The sequence below is a fragment of the Variovorax rhizosphaerae genome (genome assembly GCF_037889975.1).
Taxonomy (GTDB): Bacteria; Pseudomonadota; Gammaproteobacteria; order Burkholderiales; family Burkholderiaceae_C; genus Variovorax; species Variovorax rhizosphaerae.
Map to the genome: position 1 here is coordinate 428,267 of NZ_JBBKZT010000006.1, position 25,109 is coordinate 453,375.

Below are 25,109 nucleotides of genomic sequence, written 5' to 3' on the forward strand. Positions count from 1 at the left end.
GCTATTCCTCTTTCGAGCGCGAGGCGACGGCTTGCGCGATGAGCTTGTTCATGTCGGCGGCACGCTCGGTGGTGCGGTCGAACAGGAAGTGCAGCGTCGGCACGGTGTGGATGTGCAGGCGCTTGAAGAGACCGGCGCGCAGGAAGCCCGCCGCCTGGTTCAGTGCCTCGGTGGTCTCGACCGGATCGCCGGTGAGCACGCTGAAGAAGACCTTTGCATGCGCATAGTCCGGCGTGACCTCGACGCCTTGCAGCGTCACCATGCCAACCCGCGGGTCCTTCAATTCGCGCCCGATCAACTCCGTCAGATCGCGCTGGATCTGATCGGCGATCTTGAACGATCGGTTGGGGGCAGCTGCTTTGCGTTTTGGCATGTCAAAATGCGGAATCGGGGTCAAGGACGCAGAGTTCGCGAAGGTTGCGCAAAGCACGCGAAAGAGAAAGAAACCGGGTGTCTCTTTCGCATTCTTCGCGCAGTTTTCGCGGCCTTCGCGGCCGACTGTCCGTGTTCCGATTACAGGGTACGCGCAATCTCCTTGACTTCGAAGAATTCGAGCTGATCGCCCTCTTTGATGTCGTTGTAGTTCTTGAGCTTGATACCGCACTCGAAGCCTTCGCGGACTTCGCGGACGTCGTCCTTCATGCGCTTGAGCGAGTCGATTTCGCCGGTGTAGACCACGACGTTGTCGCGCAGCAGGCGGAAATGCGAGCTGCGGGTGACATGGCCGGCCGTGATGTACGAACCCGCCACGGTACCGATCTTCGACGCGACGAACACCGTGCGGATCTCGGCCGCGCCGATGACCTCTTCGCGACGCTCGGGCGCCAGCATGCCGGACATCGCCACCTTCACCTCATCCACGGCGTCGTAGATGATGCTGTAGTAGTTCAGTTGCACGCCATTGCCTTCGGCCAGCTTGCGCGCGCCGGCATCGGCCCGCACGTTGAAGCCGATGACGACAGCCTTCGACGCGATCGCAAGGTTGATGTCGCTTTCGCTGATGCCGCCGACGCCTGCATAGACGATCTGCACCTTGACTTCTTCGGTCGCCAGCTTGAGCAGCGACTGCGCCAGGGCTTCCTGCGAGCCTTGCACGTCGGCCTTGATGATGATGCGCAGCGTCTGCACTTCGCCCGCCGACAGGTCCGTGAACATGTTCGACAGGTTCGCGGCTTGTTGCTTGGCCAGCTTGGTGTTGCGGAACTTGCCGGCACGGTAGGTGGCGATCTCGCGCGCACGGCGCTCGTCGGCCATCACCATGAACTCGTCGCCCGCTTGCGGCACTTCGGTCAGGCCCTGGATTTCCACCGGGATCGACGGACCCGCCGACTTGATGGACTTGCCGTCTTCGTCGAGCATGGCGCGCACGCGGCCGTAGGTCGAGCCTGCCAGCACCACGTCGCCGGTCTTCAGCGTGCCGGACTGCACCAGCACGGTTGCGACCGGGCCGCGGCCCTTGTCGAGCTGCGCTTCGATGACCAGACCCTTGGCAGCGGCATCGACCGGCGCCTTGAGTTCTAGCACTTCGGCTTGCAGCAGCACTTGTTCCAGCAGCTCGTCGATGCCCTGGCCCGTCTTGGCGGACACCGGCACGAACGGCACGTCGCCGCCATACTCTTCGGGCACGACTTCTTCGGCCACCAGTTCCTGCTTGACGCGGTCCAGGTTGGCATCGGGCTTGTCGACCTTGTTGATCGCGACCACGATCGGCACACCCGCAGCCTTCGCGTGCTTGATGGCTTCCTTGGTCTGCGGCATGACGCCGTCGTCCGCCGCCACCACGAGGATGACGATGTCGGTCGCTTGCGCGCCACGGGCACGCATGGCGGTGAACGCCTCGTGACCCGGGGTGTCCAGGAAGGACACCATGCCGCGTTCGGTTTCGACGTGGTACGCACCGATGTGCTGCGTGATGCCGCCGGCTTCGCCCGCAGCGACCTTGGCGCGGCGGATGTAGTCCAGCAGCGAGGTCTTGCCGTGGTCGACGTGACCCATGACGGTGACGACCGGGGCGCGCGGCAGCAGTTCTGCCGTTTGTGCCGAGACGTCGTCGTCGGTGAAGGCTTCCGGATCGTCCAGCGCGGCGACCACCGCGTTGTGGCCCAGTTCTTCCACCACGATCATGGCGGTGTCCTGGTCGAGCGACTGGTTGATGGTCGCCATCATGCCGAGCTTCATCAACTGCTTGATGACCTCTTGCGCCTTGACGGCCATCTTGTGCGCCAGCTCGGCCACGGTGATGGTTTCGGGCACATGCACTTCAAGAATGCGTGCCTCGACCGGCGCGGCTTGCTGATGCTCTTCCGGGCCTCCGCGGTCATTGCCGCGACGGCCGCGCGGGCCTCCGCGCCAGTTGCCGCGTCCAACGCCACCACTGGCGTCGCCACGGGTCTTGATTTCCTTCTTCTTGGCCGGATCGCCTGCCCAGCTCGACGAGAGCTTGGCGGACTTGACGTCCTTGCTGCCAGGTGCGGCGGCGGTAGCAGCGCCGGGGGCCGCGGCGGGCGCGCCCGGACGAGCCGGCGGCGTGGCGGGCTTGTGCAACGTGCCTTTGACCGCTGGCTTCGGTTGTTCCTTCTCGGGCGCCTTGTGCGGCACCAGCACGCGGGCCGGTGCGTTCATCATGGCGCGAATGGCTTCGGCCTCGGCCAAAGCCTTGCGGCGGCGCTCGTTCAGGTCAGCCGCGCGGGCGGCTTCCTCATCGGCGCGTGCCTTCGAATCGGCGGCGGCCTTGGCCTTGGCGTCTTCCTTGACTTGCGCAGCGGCGGCGTCGGCGACGACCTTGTCGGCGGCAGCCTTGGCAGCGACGACCTTGGCGGCCTCTTCGGCCGCGACAGCCTTGGCCGTGACCTTGACGGGCGGGGCCGGTGGCGCGGCTTCCTTCTGCTTGGCGGCAGCGGCGGCAGCAGCAGCGGCGGCTTCCGCCTTGGCGGCTTGCTCGGCCTTTTCAGCCTTCTCGGCGCGCTCGGCCTGCTCGCGTTCGCGGGCTTCAGCCTCTTCGCGGACACGGCGCTTCTCGGCGAGTTCTTCCTCCTGGCGGCGGATCAACTCGGCCTGGCGGCGCGCTTCTTCCTCGCGGCGGGCCAGTTCGGCGCCGTCGATCTGGGGTGCGGCAGGAGCCTGCGCAACCGGTGCGACTGCTTGGGGCGCCTCGGGCGCGGGCGCATGGGGCTCGTCGCGCTGGATGAAGGTGCGCTTCTTGCGCACTTCCACCTGGATGGTGCGCGCGCGGCCGGTGGCGTCGGCCTGCTTGATCTCGCTGGTCGACTTCTTCGTCAGCGTGATCTTCTTGCGCTCGGGCTCGACCGTGCCGTGGCTGGCCTTGAGGTGGCCGAGCAGGCGCTGCTTGTCCTGCTCGGTAAGCGCGTCGGACGCGGCCGCTTTGGGCACGCCTGCGCTCTTGAGCTGGTCAAGAAGGATTTCGGGGGTCTTTTTGAGTTCGTTCGCGAACTCGGCGACTGTGGTGCTGGACATATATGCTTTGAGCCTCCATGACCGTCAAGCCTGGCCGGCGAACCAATGTTCGCGGGCTTTCAGGATGAGGGCTTTGGCGTCATCGGCGCTCTGGCCGGTGATCTCGGTGAGTTCGTCGACCGCGAGGTCGGCCAGGTCGTCACGGGTGTGGACACCCGCCTCGGCCAACTTGGGAATGAGTTCAGGATCGAGGCCATCGAGGTCGCGCAGGTTCTGCGAGACGGTCTCGACGTTTTCTTCCTTGGCGATCTCCATCGTCAACAGCGCATCCTTGGCGCGCGAACGCAGCTCGTTGATGGTGTCTTCATCGAAGCTCTCGATTTCGAGCAGCTCGGAGATCGGCACATAGGCCACTTCCTCGAGGCTGGTAAAGCCTTCGGAGATCAGGATGTCGGCGATTTCCTCGTCCACATCGAGCTTTTCCATGAACAGCTTGCGGCTGGCGTCGGTTTCGACGGCCTGCTTCTGTGCCGATTCGTTGGCGTCCATGATGTTGATCTTCCAACCGGTGAGGTCGGAAGCCAGGCGCACGTTCTGGCCACCGCGGCCGATGGCGATGGCGAGGTTTTCCTCGTCGACCACCACGTCCATGGCGTGCTTTTCCTCGTCCACCACGATGGACGACACGTTGGCCGGGGCCAAGGCGCCGATCACGAATTGCGCCGGGTCTTCGCTCCACAGCACGATGTCGACGCGCTCGCCGGCCAGTTCATTGGTGACGGCGTTGACACGCGTGCCGCGCACGCCGACGCAGGTGCCGATCGGGTCGACACGCTTGTCGTGCGAGAGCACGGCGATCTTGGCGCGCGAACCGGGGTCGCGGGCGCAGCTCTTGATTTCCAGCAGGCCCTGCTCGATTTCGGGCACTTCCTGGCGAAACAGTTCGATCATGAACTCGGGCGCGGAGCGCGACAGGATGATCGGCGCGCCGCGCAGCGTCAGGTCGACCTCCATGATCATGGCGCGCACGCGGTCGCCATTGCGCAGGTTTTCCTTGGCGATCATCTCGCTGCGGCGCAGGCGCCCTTCGACGCGGCCGGCTTCCACGATGATGTCGCCCTTGTCCAGACGCTTGACTGTGCCGACGAAGATCTTGTCGCCGCGCGACATGAAGTCGTTGAGCAGCATCTCGCGCTCCGCGTCGCGGATCTTCTGCAGGATGACTTGCTTGGCGGCCATCGCGCCGATGCGGCCGATCGGCACCGATTCCACCGATTCCTCGATGTACTCGTCCACCTCGATGTCGGGCATTTCTTCCTTGGCTTCGAACAGGAGGATTTCCTGGTCGGGCAGCTGCAGTCCGGCCTCGTCGGGAACGACGTGCCAGCGGCGGAAGGTTTCGTAGACGCCGCTGTCGCGGTCGATGGCGACGCGGATGTCCACATCACCCGTGTGAAGCTTCTTGGTAGCTTGCGCCAGCGCGGATTCGACGGCGCCGAAAACCACGTCGCGTTCAACGTTCTTCTCGCGCGAGATCGCATCCACCAACATCAACATTTCGCGATTCATGCCACTACGCTCCTCGATCAGTCCGGCGACCCGCCGGTTTTGGCCTTGCGGCCCTTGAAATCCACGATTGGAGCGAGCCGCGCGTCGCGCAGTTCGTCCAATCCAAAGCCGAGCGCCTGCAACGTTGCTGGCGCGCGCTTCTTGCTCACTTTTTGTCCTGGCTTGGGTGCGGGTTCGTCGCTCCAGACGATCTGCCAGCCACCCGCCTCTGCACGCTCCAGCGTGCCCCTGAATTTCTTGCGGCTGGCCGACACCTGGCCACCCGCCGCCGCCCCCATGGGCGCCTTGAGCGTCAGGTCGATCACCTCGCCGACGAAACGCTCGAAATCCTTCTCGTGTCGCAGCGGCCTGTCGATACCGGGCGAGGACACCTCGAGCCGCTTGTATTCGACCTGGTCGACTTCCAGCGCAAACTGCAACTGCCGCGTGACCTTCTCGCAATCCTCGACCGTCACGAACGGTTCGGGCGCGCCGGCCACACCTTCCGAATTGGGGCCAGTCCAGGGCAAATCAATCGTGACGCGCAGCAATCCCCCGGCGGATCTTTCGATCTCGACCAGGTCGTAGCCGAGTCCGGCAACGGTTTGTTCCACTGTCTGCTGCAATGCCACGTGTTCGAATTCGCCTTGAGTTGTGTGTCTGTGCCTGACACTGCCCCGGGCGCCGCCCTGTCCGTGCAGCAGTGTCGATAAACGATCGACCAAAAAAAACGGGCGGTTGGTACCCGCCCGTTTGGTCGTGAGCCTCGAATTATATGCCAGTTATGTTTCAGTTGCGACGGAATAGCTCAGGTAAGGCGCACGGCACGCGACGATTTGGGTGAACCGCAGCCGGCAACCCAGCTTTGAAACATTGTGTTTCCAATTAAGGCCAAGCCGCGCTCGCCTTGCCTGAATCGCGCAGCAGGAATTCCGGCAGCTTCAGCCCTTCCTCCACCACACCAGCACGAACAACGCACTCCCGACCATCAGCGCCGCCGCGGCCGCCAGCAGTGGCACCGCGAAGCTGCCGGTGGCATGCGCGAGCGGCGCGGCGAACAGCGGGCCGACGATCTGGCCGACCCCGTACGAAGCGGTCGCATAACCGATCAGGCCGGCCGCCGCGTTGCCGCGCAGGCGCCGTGCCTCGCGCACCGCGAACAGCGTGATGGCGGTGAACGGCAGGCCCAGCAAGACACTGCCCAGCAGGAAGCCCGGCACGGTCGGCCAGACCACCGACAGCAACACGCCGAGCGCCTGCAGCGCGCATCCGGCCGCCAGCAGCAGGCGGTTGTCCCAATGCGAGGGCACGCGCGCGCCGATGATGGCGCCGGGCACGATGGCCAGGCCGAACAGTGGCCAGAACAAGTCGGGCCAGGGCGAGGCCGGGAGGGCCTGCCGGGCGATCACCGGCAGGAAGGTAGCGGTGATGATGTAGCCGAAGCCGGCGATGCCGTAGAGCGCGACGAGCCAGCGTGCGTCGCTGCGCGCGGCGGCCAGGGCGCCGGCGGCTGGCGGCGATGCGGGCAGCGCAGACGCCGGGGCAACGACGGCGCCATCGTCGAAGATCCGCCAGATCACCGCGACCAGCACCAGCGCGGCAAGGCCAAAGCCGATCCAGGCCGCCGTGGAGCCCCAGCGGCCCACCACACCGCCGAGCAGGCCGGTGGCCGCGATGCCGATGCCGGGCCCGGAATAGATCACGCCACCCAGCGCCGGTGCGCCCGTCTCCGCGAGTCGCCGCAACCCCCAGCCCGAAGCGAAGACGAATACCCATGCGCTGACGACGCCTGCGGCGCCGCGCAGCAGACCCCAGGCTGCGAAGTCGTTCAGGAGGCCCATGCCCAGCAGCAGCACCGCCGTCGCAATCAAGCCACCGCGCACCATGACGATCGGCGGCAGGCGGATCGCCGCGCACGACAGCGCACCCACGAAGTAGCCGAGGTAGTTCAAGGAAGCCAGCAGGCCGCCGCCCTGGAGATCGAGCTTTCCCTCCGCAAGCATCACCGGCAGCATCGGGGTGAAAGCAAAGCGCCCGATGCCCAGCGCCACCGCCAAGGTCACCATGCAGGCCAATGCGGCGCGCCAGGCACCGCGCCTGTTTTCGTCGTCGGTCATGCAACGTTCACCGGGTCACTTTCGCGCTGCGTGCCGCGGTGCGAGCGCCTTCGGGCGGCCGGGCGGCGCTCACAGCAAACCTTCGCGCTGCGGTGCGAGCGCCTTCAGGCGGCCGGGCGGCGCTCATGGATCGATCAGCGCCGCAGCGACCAGTTGCCGGGTGTAGGGATGCTGCGGCGCGTCGAGAACCTGATCGACCGGACCGGATTCAAGGATGGCGCCATCCTTCATCACGATCACCTCGTGCGCCATCGCGCGGATCACCTCGACATCGTGGGTGATCAACAGGTAGCTCAGCCCGCGCTCGCGCTGCAGGCGCTGAAGCAAGCCGAGCACCTGCTTCTGGATGGTCACGTCGAGCGCGCTGGTGGGCTCGTCGAGCACCAGCAGTTGTGGATTGACGATCAGCGCCCGTGCGATGGCAATGCGCTGGCGCTGGCCGCCAGAGAACTCGTGCGGATAGCGGTCGAGCAAGGCCGGGAACTGCGCCTCGGTCAGGCCCACGTCGTGCAGGGCGGCCAGGCTGCGCACGCGGCGCGCGGCGGTGTCCAGGGCGGGCTCATGCACCTTCAGGCCCTCGCCGACGATCTGTTCGACGGTCATGCGGGGGGAGAGCGAGGAGAACGGGTCCTGGAAAACCACCTGCATCACGCGCCTCAAGGCGCGGTCGGCGTTGCCGTTGCCGACCCACGCCTTACCGGCGATGTTCAGCGTGCCCTCATGGCGCAACAGGCCGAGCGCTGCGAGCGCCAGCGTCGACTTGCCGGAACCCGATTCACCCACGACGCCCAGCGTCTGGCCCGGCGCGATCGCCAGGTCCGCGCCCTGCACGGCGACTAAGGCGCCCTTGCTGAACCAGCCGCGCACGCCCGCCACCGGCACCGGATACGTCACACGCAGCCCCTCGGCTTGCAACACCGCGTCGGCCCCCTGCCCTTGTGCCGGCGCCACGTCGCGCTCGGGGCGGCTGTCGATGAGCTTGCGGGTGTAGGGGTGTTGCGGCGCGTCGAAGACCTTCCGCACCGGCCCGTGCTCGACGATGTGCCCGTTCTCCATCACGGCCACGCGATCGGCGAAGTGGCGCACCAGGTTCAGGTCGTGCGTGATGAGCAGCACCGCCATGCCATGTTTGGCTTGAAGGTCGGCCAGCAAAGCCAGGATCTGTGCGCGCACGGTCACGTCGAGGGCCGTGGTCGGCTCGTCGGCCAGCAGCAAGCGTGGCTTGCAGGCGAGCGCCATCGCGATCATGGCCCGTTGGCGTTGTCCGCCAGAAAGCTGGTGCGGGAAGGACAGCGCGCGACGCTCGGGCTCGGGGATGCCGGTTTCCGCGAGCAGCTTCACCGCCGCGGCATGCGCATCGCGCTTCGACAGGCCCTCGTGCAGTTCGAGCACCTCGGCAATCTGGTCGCCGACCGGGTACAGCGCGTTGAGCGCGGTCATCGGCTCCTGGAAGATCATGGCGATCTCCTTGCCACGGATGCCGCGCAAGCTTTGCTCCGGCAGGGACAGCAGGTCGCGCACCTCGCCGCCTTCGCCGTGGAAGCTCGCGACGCCGCCCAGTTCGGCGTTCTGCACCAGCCGCAGCAGCGACAAAGCCGTCACCGTCTTGCCCGACCCCGATTCGCCCACGAGCGCCAGCTTCTCCCCCGCCGCGACCTGGAAGTCGATGCCATGCACCACCTCCTTGCCACCAAAGGCGACGCGCAGGTTCCGGACGTCGAGCAGGTTCATGGGGATACGGGCTCAGTCATTTGTCAGCCTTCCGGGGGTCGAGCGCATCGCGCAATGCGTCGCCCATGAAGGTCAGCAGCATCAGCGTCACGACCAGCACGCCGAAGGTTGACAGCGAGATCCACCAGGCGTCGATGTTGGCCTTGCCCTGGCTCAGCAGCTCGCCGAGCGAGGGCGTCCCGGGCGGCACGCCGAGGCCGAGAAAGTCGAGCGAGGTCAGCGCCAGGATCGCCGCGCTCATGCGGAAGGGCAGGAAGGTCACGACCGGCACCATGCTGTTGGGCAGGATGTGCCTCCACATGATCTGCAGGTTGCCGACGCCGAGCGCACGTGCGGCGCGGACGTAATCCATCTGCCGGTTGCGCAGGAATTCGGCACGCACGTAGTCCGACAGTCCCATCCAGCCGAACAGGCTCAGCAACACCAGCAGCAGCGCCACGCTGGGCGCAAAGATGGCGCTGAAGATGATGAGCAGGTATAGCTCCGGCATCGAACCCCAGATCTCGATGAAGCGCTGGAAAGCCAGGTCGGTCTTGCCGCCGAAGAAGCCCTGGATTGCGCCGGTGATGACGCCCAGCACCACGCCGATGACGGTCAGCGCCAGGCCGAACAGCACGCTGACGCGGAAGCCGTAGATCAGTTGCGCCAGCAGGTCGCGGCCGCGGTCGTCGCTGCCGAGGAAGTTCTCGCGCGAGGGCGCCGCTGGATTCGGTGAGGTCGCGAAGTAGTTGAGGGTCTTCGGGCCATAGGGGTTGGGCGCGTAGAGGGCCCAGTTGCCGCCCTGCGTGATGCGCTGGCGGATGAACGGGTCGAGGTAGTCGGCAGGCGTCTCGAAGTCGCCGCCGAAGGTTTTCTCCGAGTAGTCGCGCACCACCGGGAAGTAGGTTGTGCCTTCATAGCGCACGACCAGCGGCTTGTCGGTGGACAGCAACTCGGCAAACAGGCTCAGCACGACCAGCACGGTGAAGATGACCAGGCTCCAGAAGCCGAGCCGGTTGCGCTTGAAGCGTTGCCAGGCGCGCTGGCCCGGGCTCAATGAAACGGTCACCGGCCTAGTCAAACTTCACCCTCGGATCGACCCAGACGTAGCACAGATCACTGATCAGCTTGGTCACGAGGCCGATCAGCGTGAACAGGTAGAGCGTGCCCAGCACCACGGGGTAATCGCGCCGGATCACGCTTTCGTAGCTCAGCAGGCCCAGTCCGTCGAGCGAGAACAGCGTCTCGATCAGCAGCGACCCGGTGAAGAAAGCCCCGATGAACGCTGCCGGAAAGCCCGTGATGATCGGGATCAGCGCATTGCGGAACACATGCTTCCATAGCACCTGCCGCTCCGCGAGACCCTTGGCGCGCGCGGTCAACACGTACTGCTTGCGGATCTCCTCCAGGAACGAGTTCTTGGTCAGCATGGCCGTGACCGCGAAGCTGCCGAGCACCATCGCCGTCACCGGCAGTGCGATGTGCCAGAGGTAGTCCGTCACCTTGGCGCCCCAACTCAGGGTGTCCCAGTTGGCCGAGACCAGGCCGCGCAGCGGGAACCACTGCAGTTGCCCGCCGAACACCACGAGCAAGGCCACGCCCAGCACAAAGCCCGGAATCGCATAGCCGACCAGCACGATCAGCGTGGTCACGAAGTCGAAGCGCGACCCGGCCCGCACCGCCTTGGCCACGCCCAGGGGCACTGCGATCAGGTAGCTGATGAAGAAGGTCCAGAGCCCGAGGCTGATCGACACGGGCAACTTCTCGACGACCAGTTGCGACACCGCCTTGCGCTGGTAGAAGCTCTGGCCCAGGTCGAAGCGCGCGAAGGACTTCAGCATCTGCCAGAAGCGCTCCGGCGCCGGCTTGTCGAAGCCATAGAGCTGCCTGATTTCGTCGATGCGCTTTTCGTCGAGGCCCTGGCGCCCGCGATAGCCGGCACCGCTCGACGCCGCACGCTCGCCACCGGAATCGCGGCCTTGCAGCTGCGACACCATCTGCTCGACCGGTCCACCCGGCACGAACTGGATCACCGCGAAGGTGACCAGCAACACGCCAAGGAGCGTGGGCACCATCAGCAGCAGGCGTTTGAGGATGTAGCTGGCCATTACTTGTTGGAAGGCGATGCCCACCAGGTGCTCATCGCCCAGTTGTCCGGCTGGTAGTACGGCGGCACGGTCGGCGGCAGCACGAAAGGCGCCGGCCGATAGCCGATGAGAAATGCGTCGCCATAGTACTGCGGCACCGAGTAGTAGCCATGCGAGAGCACGCGATCGAGTGAGCGCATGGCGGCGCCCAGTTCCGGCCGTGTCGTGGCACTCACCACCTTCTGCAACAGCGCGTCCACGGCCGGATCGGCAATGCCCCAGATATTCGACGAGCCTTTGGTGTCGGCCGCTTTCGAGCCGAAGAACTCGAGCAACTCACCTCCCGGCGATGTGCTCCCGGGCAAGCGGATCGAGGTCATCTCGAACTCGAAGTTGTCCATCCGTTGTTGCGACAGCGAGAAGTCGACCGTCCGGAAAGTCATGGCGATTCCGAGCTTTTGCAAGGAGGTCTGGAACGGTGTCGCCACCCGGATCAGCGAGGGCTGGTCGTTCAGGAATTCGATGGTGAAAGGCTCGCCCTTTGCATTGCGCAACGCACCGTCGCGGTAGGTCCAGCCGGCTTGCTCGAGCAGGGTCCGCGCCTTGCGCAGGTTCTCACGCAGGCTGCCGGGCGGCGCGGTGCTGGGTGAAATCACGGCGGGGCCGAACACCTCGGGACGGAGCTTGTCGCGCAGGGGTTCGAGCAACGCGAGTTCATCCGGCTTGGGCTCGCCCTCCGCGTGGAAGTCGCTGTTGGGGTAGTAGCCCTGGACGCGCTTGTAGAGCCCGTAGAAAAGCTGCTTGTTGAGCCATTCGAAATCCATCGCCAGGCCAATCGCCTGACGCACCCGGATGTCCTTGAACTTCGTGTTGCGCAGGTTGAAGACGTAACCCTGGAAGTCGCCCGGATTGTGGTTCTGGAAGGCCTGCTTCTTCAATTCGCCCGAGCTGAATTGCTTGCCGGTGTACTGACGGGCCCAGTTGCGCGAGGTGAACTCGCGCATGAAGTCGAATTCGCCGGCCTTCAGGCCCTCGAAGCGGGAGGTGTCGTCCAGATAGATCTTGAAGGTGACGCGGTCGAAATTGAACTGCCCCCGGCGCACGGGCAGTTCGGCGCCCCAGTACTTGGGGTCACGCACATAGGTGATGTCGCGACCCAGTCCGGCCTTCGCGGGCTGGTAGGGGCCGGAGGTGATCGGCACGTCGCTGGTGATCTGGTCGAAGGGCTTGCCTGCGCCCCACTTGCGGCTGAACACCGCCATGCCGCCCACGACCAGCGGCAGTTCGCGGTTGGGACTGGCGAACTCGAAGCGCACCGTGCGATCGTCCACGGCCACCACGCGTTGCACCTCCGCATAGATCGTGCGGAACTGCGGGGCCGCGAGCTTGCTGGTCAGCATGGTGAACGAATGCACCACATCGGCAGCCTGTACCGGCGAGCCGTCGTTGAATCGTGCCTTCGGGTGGATCCTGAAAGTGGCCGACTTGCGATCGGGCGCGACTTCCACATCCTCGGCCAGCAGACCGTAGGCCGTCGTTGGCTCTTCGGAGTTGCCGGTGAGAAGGCTTTCGAACATCAGCCCACCCAGGCCATAGGGCGGCGTACCCTTCAGCGTGAACGGATTGAACTTGTCGAAGTTGGTCGGGCGCGTGGGCGGGACGAGGCGGATCTCGCCACCCTTGGGCGCATCGGGATTCACATAGCTGAAGTGGGTGAAACCGGGCGCGTATTTGATGTCGCCGAATTGCGCATAGGCATGGGCAGCCCACGAAGGGGCCGCCAAGAGAGCCAACACACAGAACAGCCAACCTCGCATGCGAGAATTCTGCCCAAGATTTCAAAGAGGCAACATCCATGGGCTTTCTCACGGGGAAAAAACTGTTGATCACCGGTGTGCTGAGCAACCGCTCGATCGCTTACGGCATCGCCAGGGCATGCCACACACAAGGCGCGGAACTGGCCTTCAGCTATGTGGGCGAGCGCTTCAAGGACCGCATCACCGAATTCGCGGCCGACTTCGATTCCAAGCTGATCTTCGATTGCGACGTAGGCGACGATGCGCAGATCGACAAGTTGTTCACCGACCTCTCCCAGACCTGGCCCAAGTTCGACGGCTTCGTGCACAGCATCGGCTTTGCGCCGCGCGAGGCCATCGCCGGCGACTTTCTCGAAGGGCTGTCGCGTGAAGGCTTCAAGATCGCGCACGACATCAGTGCGTACAGCTTCCCCGCCATGGCCAAGGCGGCCCTGCCCTACCTCAACGACAAGTCGGCCCTGCTGACGCTGACCTATCTCGGTGCACTGCGCGCCCTGCCCAACTACAACACCATGGGCCTGGCCAAGGCCTCGCTGGAAGCCTCGGTGCGCTACCTGGCCGATTCGCTCGGCCCCAAGGGCATGCGGGTCAACGGCATCAGCGCCGGCCCGATCAAGACGCTGGCAGCGAGCGGCATCAAGGACTTCGGCAAGATGCTGTCGGGTGTGGCGAAGGCCTCGCCGATTCGCCGCAACGTGACGATCGACGAGGTCGGCAACGTGGCCGCCTTCCTGCTGAGCGACCTGGCCAGCGGCGTCAGCGCCGAGATCACCTACGTCGACGGCGGCTTCAGCCAAGTCGTGGGGGGCCTCTCGGAACCTGCCGCCTGAGCTTGTCATTCGGTTCTTTTCACAAGTGCCGCACCGCCCCGGAAAGAGGGCGAAAGCGGCCAGCGTATCCAAAGGGAAGTATGTTGAATCGGCGAAAACTCCTCGCCCTGGGCGTGCTGGCATTCGGCCTCGGCACGCCAACCTTCGCGGCGCCGCGGGCCGTGATGCTTGCCGAGGTGTACCGGCATGGCATGCCGCTCGATGGCTATTGGGTCAGCGAGAAATTCGATGGCGTCCGCGGCTACTGGGACGGCAAGCAGTTCTGGACCCGCAACGGCGAGCCGATCACGGCGCCCACCTGGTTCACCGCAGCGATGCCGAGCACGCCGATGGATGGCGAGCTTTGGGCCGGCCGCGGCAAGTTCAACCTGGCCATGTCCACGGTGCGTAGCCAGACGCCCAACGATGCGGCATGGCGCGAGATCCACTTCATGGTGTTCGACTTGCCGATGCAACCGGGCGACTTCAATGCCCGGCTCGTTGCCCTGCGGAGGCTGCTTCCGCTCCCGGCGGCGCCGTGGGTGCTGCCCGTGGCGCAGCAACGCGCAACCACGGAGGCCGAGCTGCAAGCCCTGCTCGACAAGACCATCAAGCTCGGTGGCGAAGGCTTGATGCTGCACAAGGGCACGTCGTTCTATCGCGGTGAACGCACGACCGACCTGCTGAAGTTCAAGCCCTTCGACGATGCGGATGCGCGCGTGATCGGCATCGTGCCCGGCAAGGGCAAGCACACCGGTCGGCTCGGCGCCTTGCTGGTCGAAACGCCCGATGGCCATCGCTTCAAGCTCGGCGGAGGCTTCACCGACGCGCAACGCGAAGATCCTCCGGCGATCGGTGCCTGGGTGACCTACCGCTACAACGGCACGAATCCGAGTGGCCTGCCCCGGTTCGCGCGCTTCATGCGCGTGCGCGCCGACGCGCCGGGCTGACGTGTCGGGGCATCCAGTCCTGCCTCAGCGCTCGCGCGATCTTGTCCACGAGCGGCGGGCAGATCGACGACGGAACGATTCCGCGGAGCGCCCCGCCGCAGCCTGATTTGCCATCGAATTCGGCTTTACACGCACCGAAGCAATCATCCCTTTCGATTGTCACCAAGAAAACCAACTTCGATACCGGTGGCAACTCTTTAGTCCGATAGGTCGACATCCACGCACCTCTGCGGATGTACAAGTGCGCCCTCTCATCAGAAACGCGGGGATTGAGGCAATGAATCGTCCATCAGCCCTTTTTCTTGCGCTGGTCGGTAGCGGCTTGGGCCATGTCGGTCCCGCCCAGGCCCAGGGCAACAGCTTGTTCACGGTGCAGCCGGCACAACGAGAGACCCGGCGCAACGATCCGGTCGCCACCCTGCCGTCCACGCGCAGTTTCATGGTGATCAATCCCAATCCCGCAATGGTGTCGGACGGCTCGCAGTCCATCTCCATCGACCTGCCCTCGGGGGCGGGGCGCATTGCGCTGAAGCAGGGGTTCGAAACGCTACGCGACGGAACGCAGGTCTGGCGCGGCAACTTTTCACCCAGGCGCACGCGCTCATCATCAGAGGCGCCCACGGATGAATTCAACTCCGTCACCATCGTTCGCCATGGCAACAACATCGCCGGCTCGGTGCGCTACAACGGTCAGCTCTACAGCATCATGCCGCTGGCCGGCGGCGGGCATGCCCTGGTCGAGGTCGATCTGGACAAGTTGCCGCCCGACACCAATGACGCGCTGCCGCCGCCGCCTGAAACGGTGGCCGCTGCAAGCACCGCCGCCGCCCCGCCCTGCGCACCGGCGTGGATTTCCGCACAGGTCTACGACGTCGCAGGCAAACGCGCAAGCCAGAACGGCCAGAACTACGAAAACAAGTGGTGGACGCAAGGGGACGACCCCAGCCTGAGCGGCCAATGGGGCGTGTGGAGTGCGGGCAGGGGCGTGCGGGTCGGGTGCTCCTGCTCCTGCTCCGGCGCCTGCTCCGGCGCCTGCTCCTGCACCGGCGCCGGTGCCGGTGCCTGTTCCTCCGCCGCCCGCCCCAGCACCAGCACCACCTCCCGCTCCGGCTCCGTCGCCTGCACCTTCCTCCGCATGCGGCCCCACATGGTCATCCGGCGTGGTGTACGCCACCGGAGGTACGCGGGTCAGCTGGAAAGGCAAGAACTACGAGAACAAATGGTGGACCCAGGGCGATGACCCGAGCGCGTCGGGCGCGTATGGCGTCTGGCAACCGGTGGGCGACTGCGGGATCGCCCCCGCGCCCGCTCCGGGCCCTGCGCCCGCTCCGGCCCCGGCGCCAGTTCCAGTTCCTCCGCCGCCTCCCCCGCCTCCAGCACCGCCACCTCCAGCACCCCCGCCACCACCATCGCCACCCGCACCCGCACCCGCACCCGCACCCGCACCCGCACCCGCTGTGGATGACATCACCACGCTGCGAGTCCTGATCGTCGCGACCAAGGACGCCGTCCAGAAGTACATCCCCGATCTCCAGGCACAGGCACAGTTGGTCATTGCGCAGGCGAATCAGAGCTTCACGAACAGCAACGTCAAGATCAAGTTCGAACTCGCCGGCACATGGGTGGATCCCGACTATGTCGAGGACAAGACCTTCAGCACCATCCTTTTTGACCTGCGCACCAAGGGCGATGGCAAGCTCGACGGCGTTCATACGCAACGGGCCGCGACCAACGCCAACCTCGTCCAGCTGTGGGCCAACAACAATGGATACTGCGGCCAGGCGTACCTGGCTGCGCAATCCGGTGCGGCGGCCTTCAGTGTCGTCTGGGCGGCGTGCGCCTCGAACGGCTCAACAGCGACCCACGAGATCGGTCATAACCTGGGCGCGAACCATGACACTGCAGAGGCCAAGGAGGGAAGCTATGCCTACGGCTACAACTACAACGGCAAATGGAGCACCCTGGAGGCAGGTGCCCCCAACATTCGCCTGAACTACTGGTCCAACCCGGACATCTTCTATGACGGCATCCCGATGGGAACACCCACCAGGAACAACGCGCGCGTGCTGAACGAAAGCCGGTTCAAGGCTGCAACCTTTCGCTAGCGCTAGCCGAAAGCGACTCCGGATGAGCGCGCATCGGGCAGACACAAGTTTCAGTCGGCCCGCACACAGTCCGCGTAGTAGCGCTTCTTGCCGGTCTCGTCGACCTTGGCCACGAGACCGTGGATGTCGGTCTCGAAGCCCGGGCACTCGGTGTTGAACTCGCGCGCGAACTTCAGGTAGTCGACGATCTTCTTGTTGAATACCTCGCCGGGGATCAGCAGCGGAATGCCTGGGGGGTACGGCGTGATCAGGCTGGTCGTGATACGGCCTTCGAGCTTGTCGATCTCCACGCGCTCGGTCTTGCGGTGCGCGATGTGGGCATAGGCGTCGCTGGGCTTCATCGCCGGCGTGAGGTCGCTCAGGTACATCTCGGTCGTCAGGCGCGCCACGTCGTAACGCGCATAGAGCTTGTGGATGTGGTTGCACAAGTCGCGCAGGCCCAGGCGTTCGTAACCGGGATGCTGCTGGCAGAACTCCGGCAGGATGCGCCACATCGGCTGGTTGCGGGCGTAGTCGTCCTTGAACTGCTGCAGCGCCGTCAACAGCGTGTTCCAGCGGCCCTTGGTGATGCCGATGGTGAACATGATGAAGAAGCTGTAGAGCCCGGTCTTCTCAACGATCACGCCGTGCTCCGCGAGGAACTTGGTCACCACGCTGGCCGGAATGCCGGTCTCGGCGAACTTGCCCTGCAGGTCCAGGCCCGGCGTGACGATCGTCGACTTGATCGGGTCGAGCATGTTGAAGCCGTCGGCCAGCTTGCCGAAGCCGTGCCAGTTGCGGGCCGAGCTCTTGGTCTTCTTCTCGCTGCTGCCCTCGCCCTTCATGACCCAGTCCTCGGCGCGGCCGATGCCTTCGTCGACCAGCTTCTCCGGGCCCCAGACCTTGAACCACCATTCGTTCTTGCCGAACTCTTCCTCGACCTTGCGCATGGCGCGGCGGAAGTCGAGTGCTTCGAGGATGGACTCCTCCACCAGCGCCGTGCCGCCGGGTGGCTCCATCATCGCGGCGGCCACGTCGCAGCTGGCAATGATGGCGTACTGCGGGCTGGTCGACGAGTGCATCAGGTAGGCCTCGTTGAACAGGTCGCGGTCCAGCGCGCGATTCTGCGAGTCCTGCACCAGCACGTGGCTCGCCTGGCTGATGCCGGCCAGCAGCTTGTGCGTGGACTGCGTGGCGAACACCAGCGACTCCTTCGGCCGCACGCGGCGCTTGCCCATCGCGTGATAGGCGCCATAGAACGGGTGGAAGGCCGCATGTGGCAGCCAGGCCTCGTCGAAGTGCAGCGTGTCGACGTAGCCGTCGAGCATGTTCTTGATCGTCTCGGTGTTGTAGATCACGCCGTCGTAGGTCGACTGCGTGAGCGTCATCACGCGCGGCTTGACCTTGTCGGCATCGACGCCGGCCAGCAGCGGGTTGGCCTTGATCTTGGCCTTGATTGCGCTGGGCTCGAACTCGCTCTTGGGGATCGGGCCGATGATGCCGAAGTGGTTGCGTGTGGGCTTCATAAAGACCGGAATGGCGCCAGTCATGATGATCGCGTGCAGGATCGACTTGTGGCAGTTGCGGTCCACCACCACCACGTCGTCTGGCGCCACGGTGTGGTGCCAAACCATCTTGTTGCTGGTGCTGGTGCCGTTGGTGACGAAGAAGCAGTGGTCGGCGTTGAAGATGCGCGCCGCATTGCGCTCGCTCGCGGCCACAGGGCCCGTGTGGTCGAGCAGTTGGCCGAGTTCCTCCACGGCATTGCACACGTCCGCGCGCAGCATGTTCTCGCCGAAGAACTGGTGGAACATCTGGCCGACCGGGCTCTTCAGGAAGGCCACGCCGCCGGAATGGCCGGGGCAGTGCCATGAATAGGAGCCGTCTTCCGCGTAGTCGATCAGCGCCTTGAAGAACGGCGGCTGCACGCCTTCCAGGTAGCTCTTGGCCTCACGGATGATGTGACGCGCCACGAACTCCGGCGTGTCCTCGAACATGTGGATGAAGCCGTGCAGCTCACGCAGGATGTCGTTGGGCAGGTGGCGTGAGGTCCGTGTCTCGCCGTAGATGTAGATCGGCACCTCGGCGTTCTTGCGGCGCACCTGGTCGATGAAGGTGCGCAGGTTCAACACCGCGGGGTCGAGGTCCGGGCCGGGCGTGAACTCTTCGTCGTCGATCGACAGGATGAAGGCGCTGGCACGGCTCTGCTGCTGGGCGAACTGGCTCAGGTCGCCGTAGCTCGTGACGCCAAGGACTTCGAAGCCTTCGCTCTCGATGGCTTGTGCGAGCGCGCGGATGCCGAGGCCCGAGGTGTTCTCGGCGCGGAAGTCCTCGTCGATGATGACGATGGGAAAACGGAATTTCATGGGCGTGCCCGGATGGGGAAAAGAGGCGCGAAGTGTAAGGAATTCGAAAGCCCGCTGTTGGACCGTATGTCAGAGAATGCAGCCGGATTCACGTGCAGGAGCAAATTCATGGAGCTTTCCACCGTCTGGTGGTTGATTGCGGGGGCCGCCATCGTGCTGGAACTGATGTCCGGCACGGTCTACCTGTTGCTGCTGGGCGGAGGCTTTGCGGCGGCCGCTGTTTCAGCGCATCTGGGCGCGGGCCTGACCACGCAACTGGTCGTGGCCGCCGTGATCGGCGTGGGTGCGGTGCTGGCCTGGTACGTCATCCGCAAGCGCAGGCCGCCAGAGTTGCCCGCGCAATCCAATGCCGACGTCAATCTCGACGTTGGAGGCAGCGTGCAGGTCGACGCCTGGAACACCGACGGCACCGCGAGTGTTCGCTATCGCGGCGCGCAATGGACGGCCATGCACCGCCCCGGCGTCACGCCCACCACCGGCATGCACCGCGTGGCCGAGGTGGTCGGCAGCCGCCTCATCGTCGACAAGATCTGAAACCCGCAGAGAACGCAGCAAAGGAACCGCACCATGGAAGTCGCAGCCGTCATCCTCGTCATCGCCATCATCTTCATCAGCCAGTCGGTGAAGTTCGTGCCGCAGCAGAACGCGTGGGTGCGCGAGCGGCTGGGCAAGTACAACGGCACGATGACACCGGGGCCCAACTTCCTGATCCCCTTCATCGACAAGGTGGCCTACAAGCACAGCCTGAAGGAGATTCCGCTCGACGTGCCGAGCCAGATCTGCATCACGCGCGATAACACGCAACTGCAGGTGGACGGCATCCTCTACTTCCAGGTGACCGACCCGATGCGCGCAAGCTACGGTTCCTCCAACTACATCGTGGCCGTGACGCAACTCGCGCAAACCTCGCTGCGCAGCGTGATCGGCAAGCTGGAGCTGGACAAGACCTTCGAGGAACGCGACATCATCAACGCCCAAGTGGTGGCCGCCATCGACGAGGCGGCGCTGAACTGGGGCGTGAAGGTGCTGCGCTACGAGATCAAGGACCTGACGCCGCCCAAGGAGATCCTGCAAGCCATGCAGCGCCAGATCACTGCGGAACGCGAGAAGCGCGCGCTGATCGCCGCGTCGGAAGGCCGTCGCCAGGAACAGATCAACATCGCTACCGGCGAACGCGAGGCCTTCATCGCCCGTTCCGAGGGCGAGAAGCAGGCCCAGATCAACAACGCCCAGGGCGAGGCCGCAGCCATCACTGCCGTGGCTGAGGCGACCGCAGGCGCCATCTCGCGCGTGGCAGCCGCTATCCGCGAACCGGGCGGCGAACAGGCGGTGCAGCTCAAGGTGGCCGAGCGCGCGGTGGACGCCTACGGCAAGGTCGCGGCCGATTCGAAGACCACGCTGATCGTGCCGAGCAACATGACCGAGACGGCTGCGTTGATCGCATCGGCGATGCGGATGATTCAGGTCGGGAAAACGAACACTTCTGCGGGTTAGAATCTTGGGCTTCGGAGCGGTGGATGAGCGGTTTAAGTCGCACGCCTGGAAAGCGTGTGAGGGTTAATAGCCCTCCGCGGGTTCGAATCCCGCCTGCTCCGCCAGATAGTGAGTAAAGAACGGGGCCTAGCGCCCCGTTTTTCTTTCTTTTCCCACAACCAGGCCCACCAGCCTCGGGTCTAAGGTTCAACCCGAAGTGTCCGCCACGTACCTGCGCGACATGCAGATCACACTTCGACGCGCCGCTCACGAACTGCGTCTGCAGGCCGCTGGACCGACTTCGACAGCTTTCGGCGCTGGGCAGGTCTTCAGCTGTTTTGATGAGTTGCGGAAGATTATTGAAGGCGCCAGGCAAGACATTCTGTTCGTCGATCCGCACATGTCAGCCGAGTTCGTGTCTCGCTACTTGCCGCGGTCACAGCCGGCGTCACGATCCGGATCTTGTGTTCGAAGGGGATTCAAGTTCTCGTCCCCGCAGTTGCGCAGTTTGTGAAGCAGACGGGAGCGCAAGTGGGGGTTCGAATCGCCAACGGACACGATCGCTATGTCTTCATTGATCGCGCCACCTGCCATCAGTCTGGCGCTTCGTTCAAGGATGGTGCAGAGAAGACCCCTACGGTGCTGACGCAGATCGTCGATGCATTCGACGCAATGAGCCAGACCTACGAAGCGGCGACTCCGCGAAGGTCATCTACTCGAACATCCTGGGGCGGCTGAACTCCGACGGGAGACTCAAACGTGGTGGCGATGCACTCGACGTCATGTTGGTGACGACCGAATCATCCGCCTGCATTTTCAACAGCTCATGTGAGCTGCGCCCTGTCCTGCAAACCCTGGGCTGCGGCGCTGGCGGGATCGAGCCGCGCGGCGAGCGCCCGCTCCGCCGCTCGAGACATCACGAGGTGCAACCGAGACTGCGCCCGCGTCATCGCGACGAACAGCATCCGCGCCCGCTGCTCGTCCAGCGCTTCGAAGTCCATCTCGCAGACCACGATAACGGGCGCCGACTGGCCCTTGAAGCGGTAGACCGATTCGGCCAGCAACTCTCCATCGGTCCAGACAGGCACTCCCGACGGCTCGTATCGACCCGTGAAGCGGCGCAGCGGTCGTGACCCCAACCGGTCCTGCTGCAACAGGGCCGAACGCTGGCGACCACAGAAGCTCACAAGCGCGATGTCGTCGGTCGCAAAGCCGTCCCGAAGCACATCCGCAATGATCTTTTCGACGGCTTTCAAACCACCGAGATCGGATGGCTCATGCACATGCAAGCCAGGCATGTCGCCTTCGTCCGGACCACGCGCGACGATGGGCTCGGCGGTCAGGCGCAACAGGTTGATCGTCTCCACGACACGCCGCGGGCTGCGGAAGTTGTCCGGACAGACTGTGCGCACGCCCTCGGGCAGGTCGAAGGGCGCTTTCTGGTAGATCGCCTGGCTTGGGTCGCCCATGAGGTAAAGGCGACCCTGCGGCTTCAGGCGCGGCAGCAATGCCTCGAGCCATTCGCCATCGAAGTCCTGCGACTCGTCGATGATCAACATGTCCAGTGTGGGCGCGGCCAACGCATTGGCCGCAGCCAGCGCTGCGCGCCCTTTGCCAAACACTGCCGGATCACCAACGAAGTCAGGCTCCACGCCGCTCGCGCGCAGCGCGGTGATCCCGAATTCATCGGCCGTGCCGACCTCGGCGCGCACCGGGGCAATCCGCGCGATGTGGTCCGCCAGCGGGCGGTTGAAGCACACGTACTGCGCTCGCTCGCGCCGCTCAGCCGCATGCTGCAGCAGTGTCAGCGCCAGTTGCGTCTTGCCGGACCCTGCGGTGCCTTCGACGATGTAGACGCCTGACGGCGCGCTGATGCGCGGCACCCACGTCGCAAGCCCCTGCGCCAAGCGCCGCGTGGCTGCCTGGCGCTGGCCTTGGTGGCAGGCGGCATCCGGAACGACGGCGAAGCGGTTGGCGAGAAAGGCGTGCAGTTGTTCGACCTTGTCCGGCGCCAGCGGCATGTGCCTGCAGGCATCGGTCAGCAATGGTCCCAACTCGTGAAGCTGGCCCGCGTCGATGATCCGTTCTCGCGGGTAGCCGATGCTGCCCTGCGCCACCCTGAAATCCGGCAGGAGCAGGAAATGCGCGATCCGCACCTCGCCAAGCTGCGACTCGCGCAGCCGGAAGATCAAGCCCTGCAATTGCGAGTGCGCCTGGTGGGCAAGGTTCTTCCCGCCCGAACCGTAGCGTTTGAACACCCCGCTCTCCGACAGCTCGACCGCGCCGGCCTTGACCTCGAGTACCGCAAGATGCCCACCTGGAAAGACCACTACCACATCCAACTCGCCAAATCGCTGCAATGACTCGTGCAGTTGCGACATCTGCAACGAGTGATAGATGGTGCAAGCTGCCGGAAGCGCATCTCCCAACAGCCGGATCATGTCGTGTTCGCGGTACTGACCGCTACCGATGGCGGGCGAAAGCGGAGGACGAATTTCAGCCATGGCGCACTCTATTCGAGGCAGCGACTTTGCCGCGATGCCGAAGCGCAGGAATTGCCATGCCTGCGACACGACGCGTCGTCTTGACTGCGACATCTGCTTGCAAGGGTGGCCGGCGTCAACTACCTTGTCCGCCCGGCGACAACTATCCTGGCCGGTGGAGGCGGGGGAATTTATTGATGGTCTGAGTTGTCTTTGGCTGTCTCTTCTCGAGTTCCTTTTTAAATGGCTGTTTGGCAAGCGAAGCGCGTCAGGCCGGAGGCATCATTCGGGGAGCGGTGGTCAAGTCACGGACCCCGCAGGGGCTGTCCACAGGCTTGGCCTGTGGGCAGGTGGCTTGTCCACGGCGGGCGAGGTTTGTTCAAATGCTTTCGATAGTTGTCGCCGCCAGGGCGCGTTTTGCCGGCGCCTGTGCTGCCTGAGCGGCCCGACGTCGGTAACTTTCGACGTTCATCTCGAGGATCGTCGAGTGGTGGACCAGGCGGTCGACCGCGGCCACCGTCATGGCGGCGTCGACGAACACTTCGCCCCATTGCGAGAACGGCGTATTGGCCGTGATGGCAATGCTCTTTCGCTCGTAGCGCTCGGCGATCAGTTCGAACAGCACGCTGGTCTCGGCCTGGTCGCGGCGCACATAGCTGATATCGTCCAGCACCAGCAGATCGAAACGATCGAGCTTGGCCAACTCTTGGGCCAGGCGCAGGTCGCGTCGCGCCGTTTGCAGGCGTTGCACGAGCTCGGAACAGCGCACGAACAGGACCCTTCGTCCGGCATCGATCAGAGCGTGCCCGAGGCCACTGATCAAGTGGCTCTTACCAACGCCAGGCGGGCCGAACAAGAGCACGCTGGCGCCGCGATCGAGCCACTCGGTCCCTGCGGCCAGCGCCATCACCTGAGCCTTGGACACGCTGGGCACCGCGGCGAAGTCGAAGTTCGACAACTGCTTGTCCGGGGTCAGCCCCGACTCGTTGCGGTGCCGCTCGATGCGGCGCACTTCGCGCTCGTTGATCTCGTGCTCGAACAGCGCCTCCAGCAGTCGATTGCCAGGCCAGCCCTCACGATCGGACTGGGCACACAGATCGAGGGCGAGCCGCTTGATCGTGGGCAGCCTCAGATCGGTCAGGATGAGGCCCAGACGGCCTTCCAGGGCCGCGCTCATGCTCGCACTCCAAGCAAGGCATCGAAGCCCGCCAGATCGGGCAATTCCACCTTCACGTCCGGCAGCACGCCGGGGCGCGGCGCAAGCAGGGTAGTCAGCGCCAGCAGGTCGGGCAATTGATCGAGCTCGATGAGCTGCTCCAGTTCGGTGGCCAGTTGGGCCTCATGGCCGTCGGCGGCCAACGCGAGCAAACCGACGATGGTCTTGCAGGCGTCGCGTTCACTCAGCTGCGCGTTCAGTCGCTCCCAGGTCTGGCGATAGACCGCACGCGGGAACATTGCATCGCGCAGCACCGAACGTGCGAAGGCGCCGGGCTTGCGCCTGAGCGCTGCGATAAGGTGCCGGTAGTCGATGTCGCGCGGATGGCGCTGCCCGTCGCAGTGGTTCAAGCGCGCACGCTCGAGCACGCACGTGCCACCGAGCCAGCACTCGATGTGGTCGGTGTACAGGCGCACCGTCATGCGCTGGCCGACGAGTTGGCTCGGCGCGCTGTACTGGGCGCCGCGCACGGTGAAGATCGCGTATTTGCTCACCCGTGCAGGCACCTCCTCGTACTCGGCGGTACGCCGCTGCGGCAGCGCGCGCAACGTGGCGCGCTCGACCACCAGGCGGACTGCTACGCGGGCGTTGAGCCGCGCCACGATCGTCGCTACCAACGCCTCGTACGCCGCACGCTCGTCGAAGCAGCGCGAGCCGCGCAGGCGCAGTGCCTGGTCGAGCGCCGTCTTGAGCGAATCGTGACGCGATTCGATCGAGCCGTTCTCCTGCGACTGACCCGGGTTGCAGCGACTCGCGCGCATCTCGTAATGCTTGCACAGCGCGGCATAGCGGCGCGTGAGTTCCAGCTCCTCTGCCAGGTTGTTGAAGGCGGCCGACAGGCTGTCGGTTCGATGTTCCTCGGGTACGCCGCCCAGGCGCCATAGCGCCGATTGCAGTCCGGTGGACAGCGCGATGAAGCTCTCGCCACCCTCGAATACGACGGCGTGGCGCCAGCCCGAGTGGGCAAGCGCGAACTGGTAGATCCGATGCGGGAAGGCAATGCCAGCGATGACCACCTTGAGTTCGTCGCAGACG

19 protein-coding genes and 1 tRNA gene are annotated in these 25,109 nt (G+C 64.8%); 7 read left to right on the forward strand and 13 right to left on the reverse strand.

Translation table 11 applies throughout. From position 1 onward, the window contains the following. Position 1 precedes the first annotated feature (1 nt). From rbfA to WKW82_RS15535, 9 genes are all read right to left on the reverse strand, one after another. Entirely contained in the window at positions 2-373 is a 372-nt protein-coding gene (gene rbfA, locus WKW82_RS15495) for a 30S ribosome-binding factor RbfA (protein WP_340333627.1), read from the reverse strand. A 140-nt stretch (positions 374-513) separates the two neighbouring features. Next, positions 514-3,474, reverse strand: coding sequence for a translation initiation factor IF-2 (infB, locus tag WKW82_RS15500; RefSeq protein ID WP_340343187.1), 2,961 nt, complete (start codon positions 3,472-3,474; stop codon positions 514-516). Positions 3,475-3,498: 24 nt separating this feature from the next. Next, positions 3,499-4,983, reverse strand: a complete 1,485-nt coding sequence (gene nusA, locus WKW82_RS15505; protein ID WP_340343188.1) for a transcription termination factor NusA — start codon at positions 4,981-4,983, stop codon at positions 3,499-3,501. A 17-nt stretch (positions 4,984-5,000) separates the two neighbouring features. Continuing rightward, complete coding sequence (gene rimP / locus WKW82_RS15510) at positions 5,001-5,594, reverse strand: ribosome maturation factor RimP (protein WP_340343221.1); 594 nt, start codon at positions 5,592-5,594, stop codon at positions 5,001-5,003. Positions 5,595-5,903: 309 nt separating this feature from the next. Beyond that, a complete protein-coding gene (locus WKW82_RS15515; RefSeq protein WP_340343189.1) occupies positions 5,904-7,079 on the reverse strand; it encodes a YbfB/YjiJ family MFS transporter in 1,176 nt (391 codons plus the stop codon). A 123-nt stretch (positions 7,080-7,202) separates the two neighbouring features. Beyond that, positions 7,203-8,810 (reverse strand): ABC transporter ATP-binding protein, encoded by a 1,608-nt coding sequence (locus WKW82_RS15520; protein ID WP_340343190.1) that lies wholly within the window; start codon positions 8,808-8,810, stop codon positions 7,203-7,205. Positions 8,811-8,826: 16 nt separating this feature from the next. Then, complete coding sequence (locus WKW82_RS15525) at positions 8,827-9,858, reverse strand: ABC transporter permease (protein WP_340343191.1); 1,032 nt, start codon at positions 9,856-9,858, stop codon at positions 8,827-8,829. 4 nt (positions 9,859-9,862) lie between these two features. Beyond that, the gene (locus tag WKW82_RS15530) at positions 9,863-10,897 is read right to left on the reverse strand and encodes a microcin C ABC transporter permease YejB (protein WP_340343192.1); all 1,035 of its coding nucleotides are present in this window, start codon (positions 10,895-10,897) and stop codon (positions 9,863-9,865) included. Next, entirely contained in the window at positions 10,897-12,693 is a 1,797-nt protein-coding gene (locus WKW82_RS15535) for an extracellular solute-binding protein (RefSeq protein WP_340343193.1), read from the reverse strand. Before WKW82_RS15535 ends, WKW82_RS15530 begins: the two co-directional genes overlap by 1 nt. Positions 12,694-12,731: 38 nt before the next feature. Here WKW82_RS15535 and fabI point away from each other — a divergent pair, with 38 nt between their 5' ends. The 4 genes from fabI to WKW82_RS15555 all read left to right on the forward strand — a co-directional run bounded on the left by fabI (position 12,732) and on the right by WKW82_RS15555 (position 16,557). Then, positions 12,732-13,523 carry an enoyl-ACP reductase FabI gene (gene fabI / locus WKW82_RS15540; RefSeq protein ID WP_340343194.1) on the forward strand — a complete coding sequence of 264 codons (792 nt, stop codon included), beginning with the start codon at positions 12,732-12,734 and terminating at the stop codon, positions 13,521-13,523. A gap of 80 nt (positions 13,524-13,603) precedes the next feature. Further along, positions 13,604-14,452, forward strand: a complete 849-nt coding sequence (locus tag WKW82_RS15545) for a DNA ligase (protein WP_340343195.1) — start codon at positions 13,604-13,606, stop codon at positions 14,450-14,452. A gap of 277 nt (positions 14,453-14,729) precedes the next feature. Next, positions 14,730-15,692 (forward strand): hypothetical protein, encoded by a 963-nt coding sequence (locus tag WKW82_RS15550; RefSeq protein ID WP_340343196.1) that lies wholly within the window; start codon positions 14,730-14,732, stop codon positions 15,690-15,692. Beyond that, positions 15,616-16,557 (forward strand): M12 family metallo-peptidase, encoded by a 942-nt coding sequence (locus tag WKW82_RS15555; protein ID WP_422823496.1) that lies wholly within the window; start codon positions 15,616-15,618, stop codon positions 16,555-16,557. The genes WKW82_RS15550 and WKW82_RS15555 overlap by 77 nt, the downstream gene beginning before the upstream one ends. A 50-nt stretch (positions 16,558-16,607) precedes the next feature. Here the strand turns inward: WKW82_RS15555 and WKW82_RS15560 are convergent, their stop codons facing one another. Continuing rightward, on the reverse strand, positions 16,608-18,902 hold the full coding sequence (locus WKW82_RS15560) for an Orn/Lys/Arg family decarboxylase (protein ID WP_340343198.1): 2,295 nt from the start codon (positions 18,900-18,902) through the stop codon (positions 16,608-16,610). A 108-nt stretch (positions 18,903-19,010) separates the two neighbouring features. Between WKW82_RS15560 and WKW82_RS15565 the strand changes: the two genes are divergently transcribed. The 3 genes from WKW82_RS15565 to WKW82_RS15575 all read left to right on the forward strand — a co-directional run bounded on the left by WKW82_RS15565 (position 19,011) and on the right by WKW82_RS15575 (position 20,500). Continuing rightward, positions 19,011-19,436, forward strand: a complete 426-nt coding sequence (locus WKW82_RS15565; protein ID WP_340343199.1) for an NfeD family protein — start codon at positions 19,011-19,013, stop codon at positions 19,434-19,436. A gap of 33 nt (positions 19,437-19,469) precedes the next feature. Next, a complete protein-coding gene (locus WKW82_RS15570) occupies positions 19,470-20,396 on the forward strand; it encodes an SPFH domain-containing protein (protein ID WP_340343200.1) in 927 nt (308 codons plus the stop codon). A gap of 13 nt (positions 20,397-20,409) precedes the next feature. Further along, positions 20,410-20,500: transfer RNA gene (locus WKW82_RS15575), tRNA-Ser, on the forward strand. A 699-nt stretch (positions 20,501-21,199) separates the two neighbouring features. On the opposite strand, the gene WKW82_RS15580 is transcribed toward WKW82_RS15575, so the two are convergent. From WKW82_RS15580 to WKW82_RS15590, 3 genes are all read right to left on the reverse strand, one after another. After that, positions 21,200-23,116, reverse strand: coding sequence for an ATP-binding domain-containing protein (locus WKW82_RS15580; RefSeq protein WP_340343201.1), 1,917 nt, complete (start codon positions 23,114-23,116; stop codon positions 21,200-21,202). Between the two features lie 121 nt (positions 23,117-23,237). Beyond that, on the reverse strand, positions 23,238-24,035 hold the full coding sequence (gene istB, locus WKW82_RS15585; protein ID WP_340343202.1) for an IS21-like element helper ATPase IstB: 798 nt from the start codon (positions 24,033-24,035) through the stop codon (positions 23,238-23,240). Next, a partial coding sequence (locus WKW82_RS15590; protein WP_340343203.1) for a Mu transposase domain-containing protein occupies positions 24,032-25,109 on the reverse strand: 1,078 nt, incomplete at its 5' end. The genes WKW82_RS15590 and istB, both read right to left, overlap by 4 nt.

Bases quoted from the DNA above. Each gene is read 5' to 3' on its own strand.
- fabI (WP_340343194.1), top strand. From the start codon at position 12,732: ATGGGCTTTCTCACGGGGAAAAAACTGTTGATCACCGGTGTGCTGAGC.
- WKW82_RS15550 (WP_340343196.1), top strand. From the start codon at position 14,730: ATGAATCGTCCATCAGCCCTTTTTCTTGCGCTGGTCGGTAGCGGCTTG.
- WKW82_RS15560 (WP_340343198.1), bottom strand. From the start codon at position 18,902: ATGAAATTCCGTTTTCCCATCGTCATCATCGACGAGGACTTCCGCGCC.
- WKW82_RS15565 (WP_340343199.1), top strand. From the start codon at position 19,011: ATGGAGCTTTCCACCGTCTGGTGGTTGATTGCGGGGGCCGCCATCGTG.
- rbfA (WP_340333627.1), bottom strand. From the start codon at position 373: ATGCCAAAACGCAAAGCAGCTGCCCCCAACCGATCGTTCAAGATCGCC.
- WKW82_RS15570 (WP_340343200.1), top strand. From the start codon at position 19,470: ATGGAAGTCGCAGCCGTCATCCTCGTCATCGCCATCATCTTCATCAGC.
- WKW82_RS15520 (WP_340343190.1), bottom strand. From the start codon at position 8,810: ATGAACCTGCTCGACGTCCGGAACCTGCGCGTCGCCTTTGGTGGCAAG.
- WKW82_RS15535 (WP_340343193.1), bottom strand. From the start codon at position 12,693: ATGCGAGGTTGGCTGTTCTGTGTGTTGGCTCTCTTGGCGGCCCCTTCG.
- nusA (WP_340343188.1), bottom strand. From the start codon at position 4,983: ATGAATCGCGAAATGTTGATGTTGGTGGATGCGATCTCGCGCGAGAAG.
- infB (WP_340343187.1), bottom strand. From the start codon at position 3,474: ATGTCCAGCACCACAGTCGCCGAGTTCGCGAACGAACTCAAAAAGACC.
- WKW82_RS15515 (WP_340343189.1), bottom strand. From the start codon at position 7,079: ATGACCGACGACGAAAACAGGCGCGGTGCCTGGCGCGCCGCATTGGCC.
- WKW82_RS15545 (WP_340343195.1), top strand. From the start codon at position 13,604: ATGTTGAATCGGCGAAAACTCCTCGCCCTGGGCGTGCTGGCATTCGGC.
- istB (WP_340343202.1), bottom strand. From the start codon at position 24,035: ATGAGCGCGGCCCTGGAAGGCCGTCTGGGCCTCATCCTGACCGATCTG.
- WKW82_RS15530 (WP_340343192.1), bottom strand. From the start codon at position 10,897: ATGGCCAGCTACATCCTCAAACGCCTGCTGCTGATGGTGCCCACGCTC.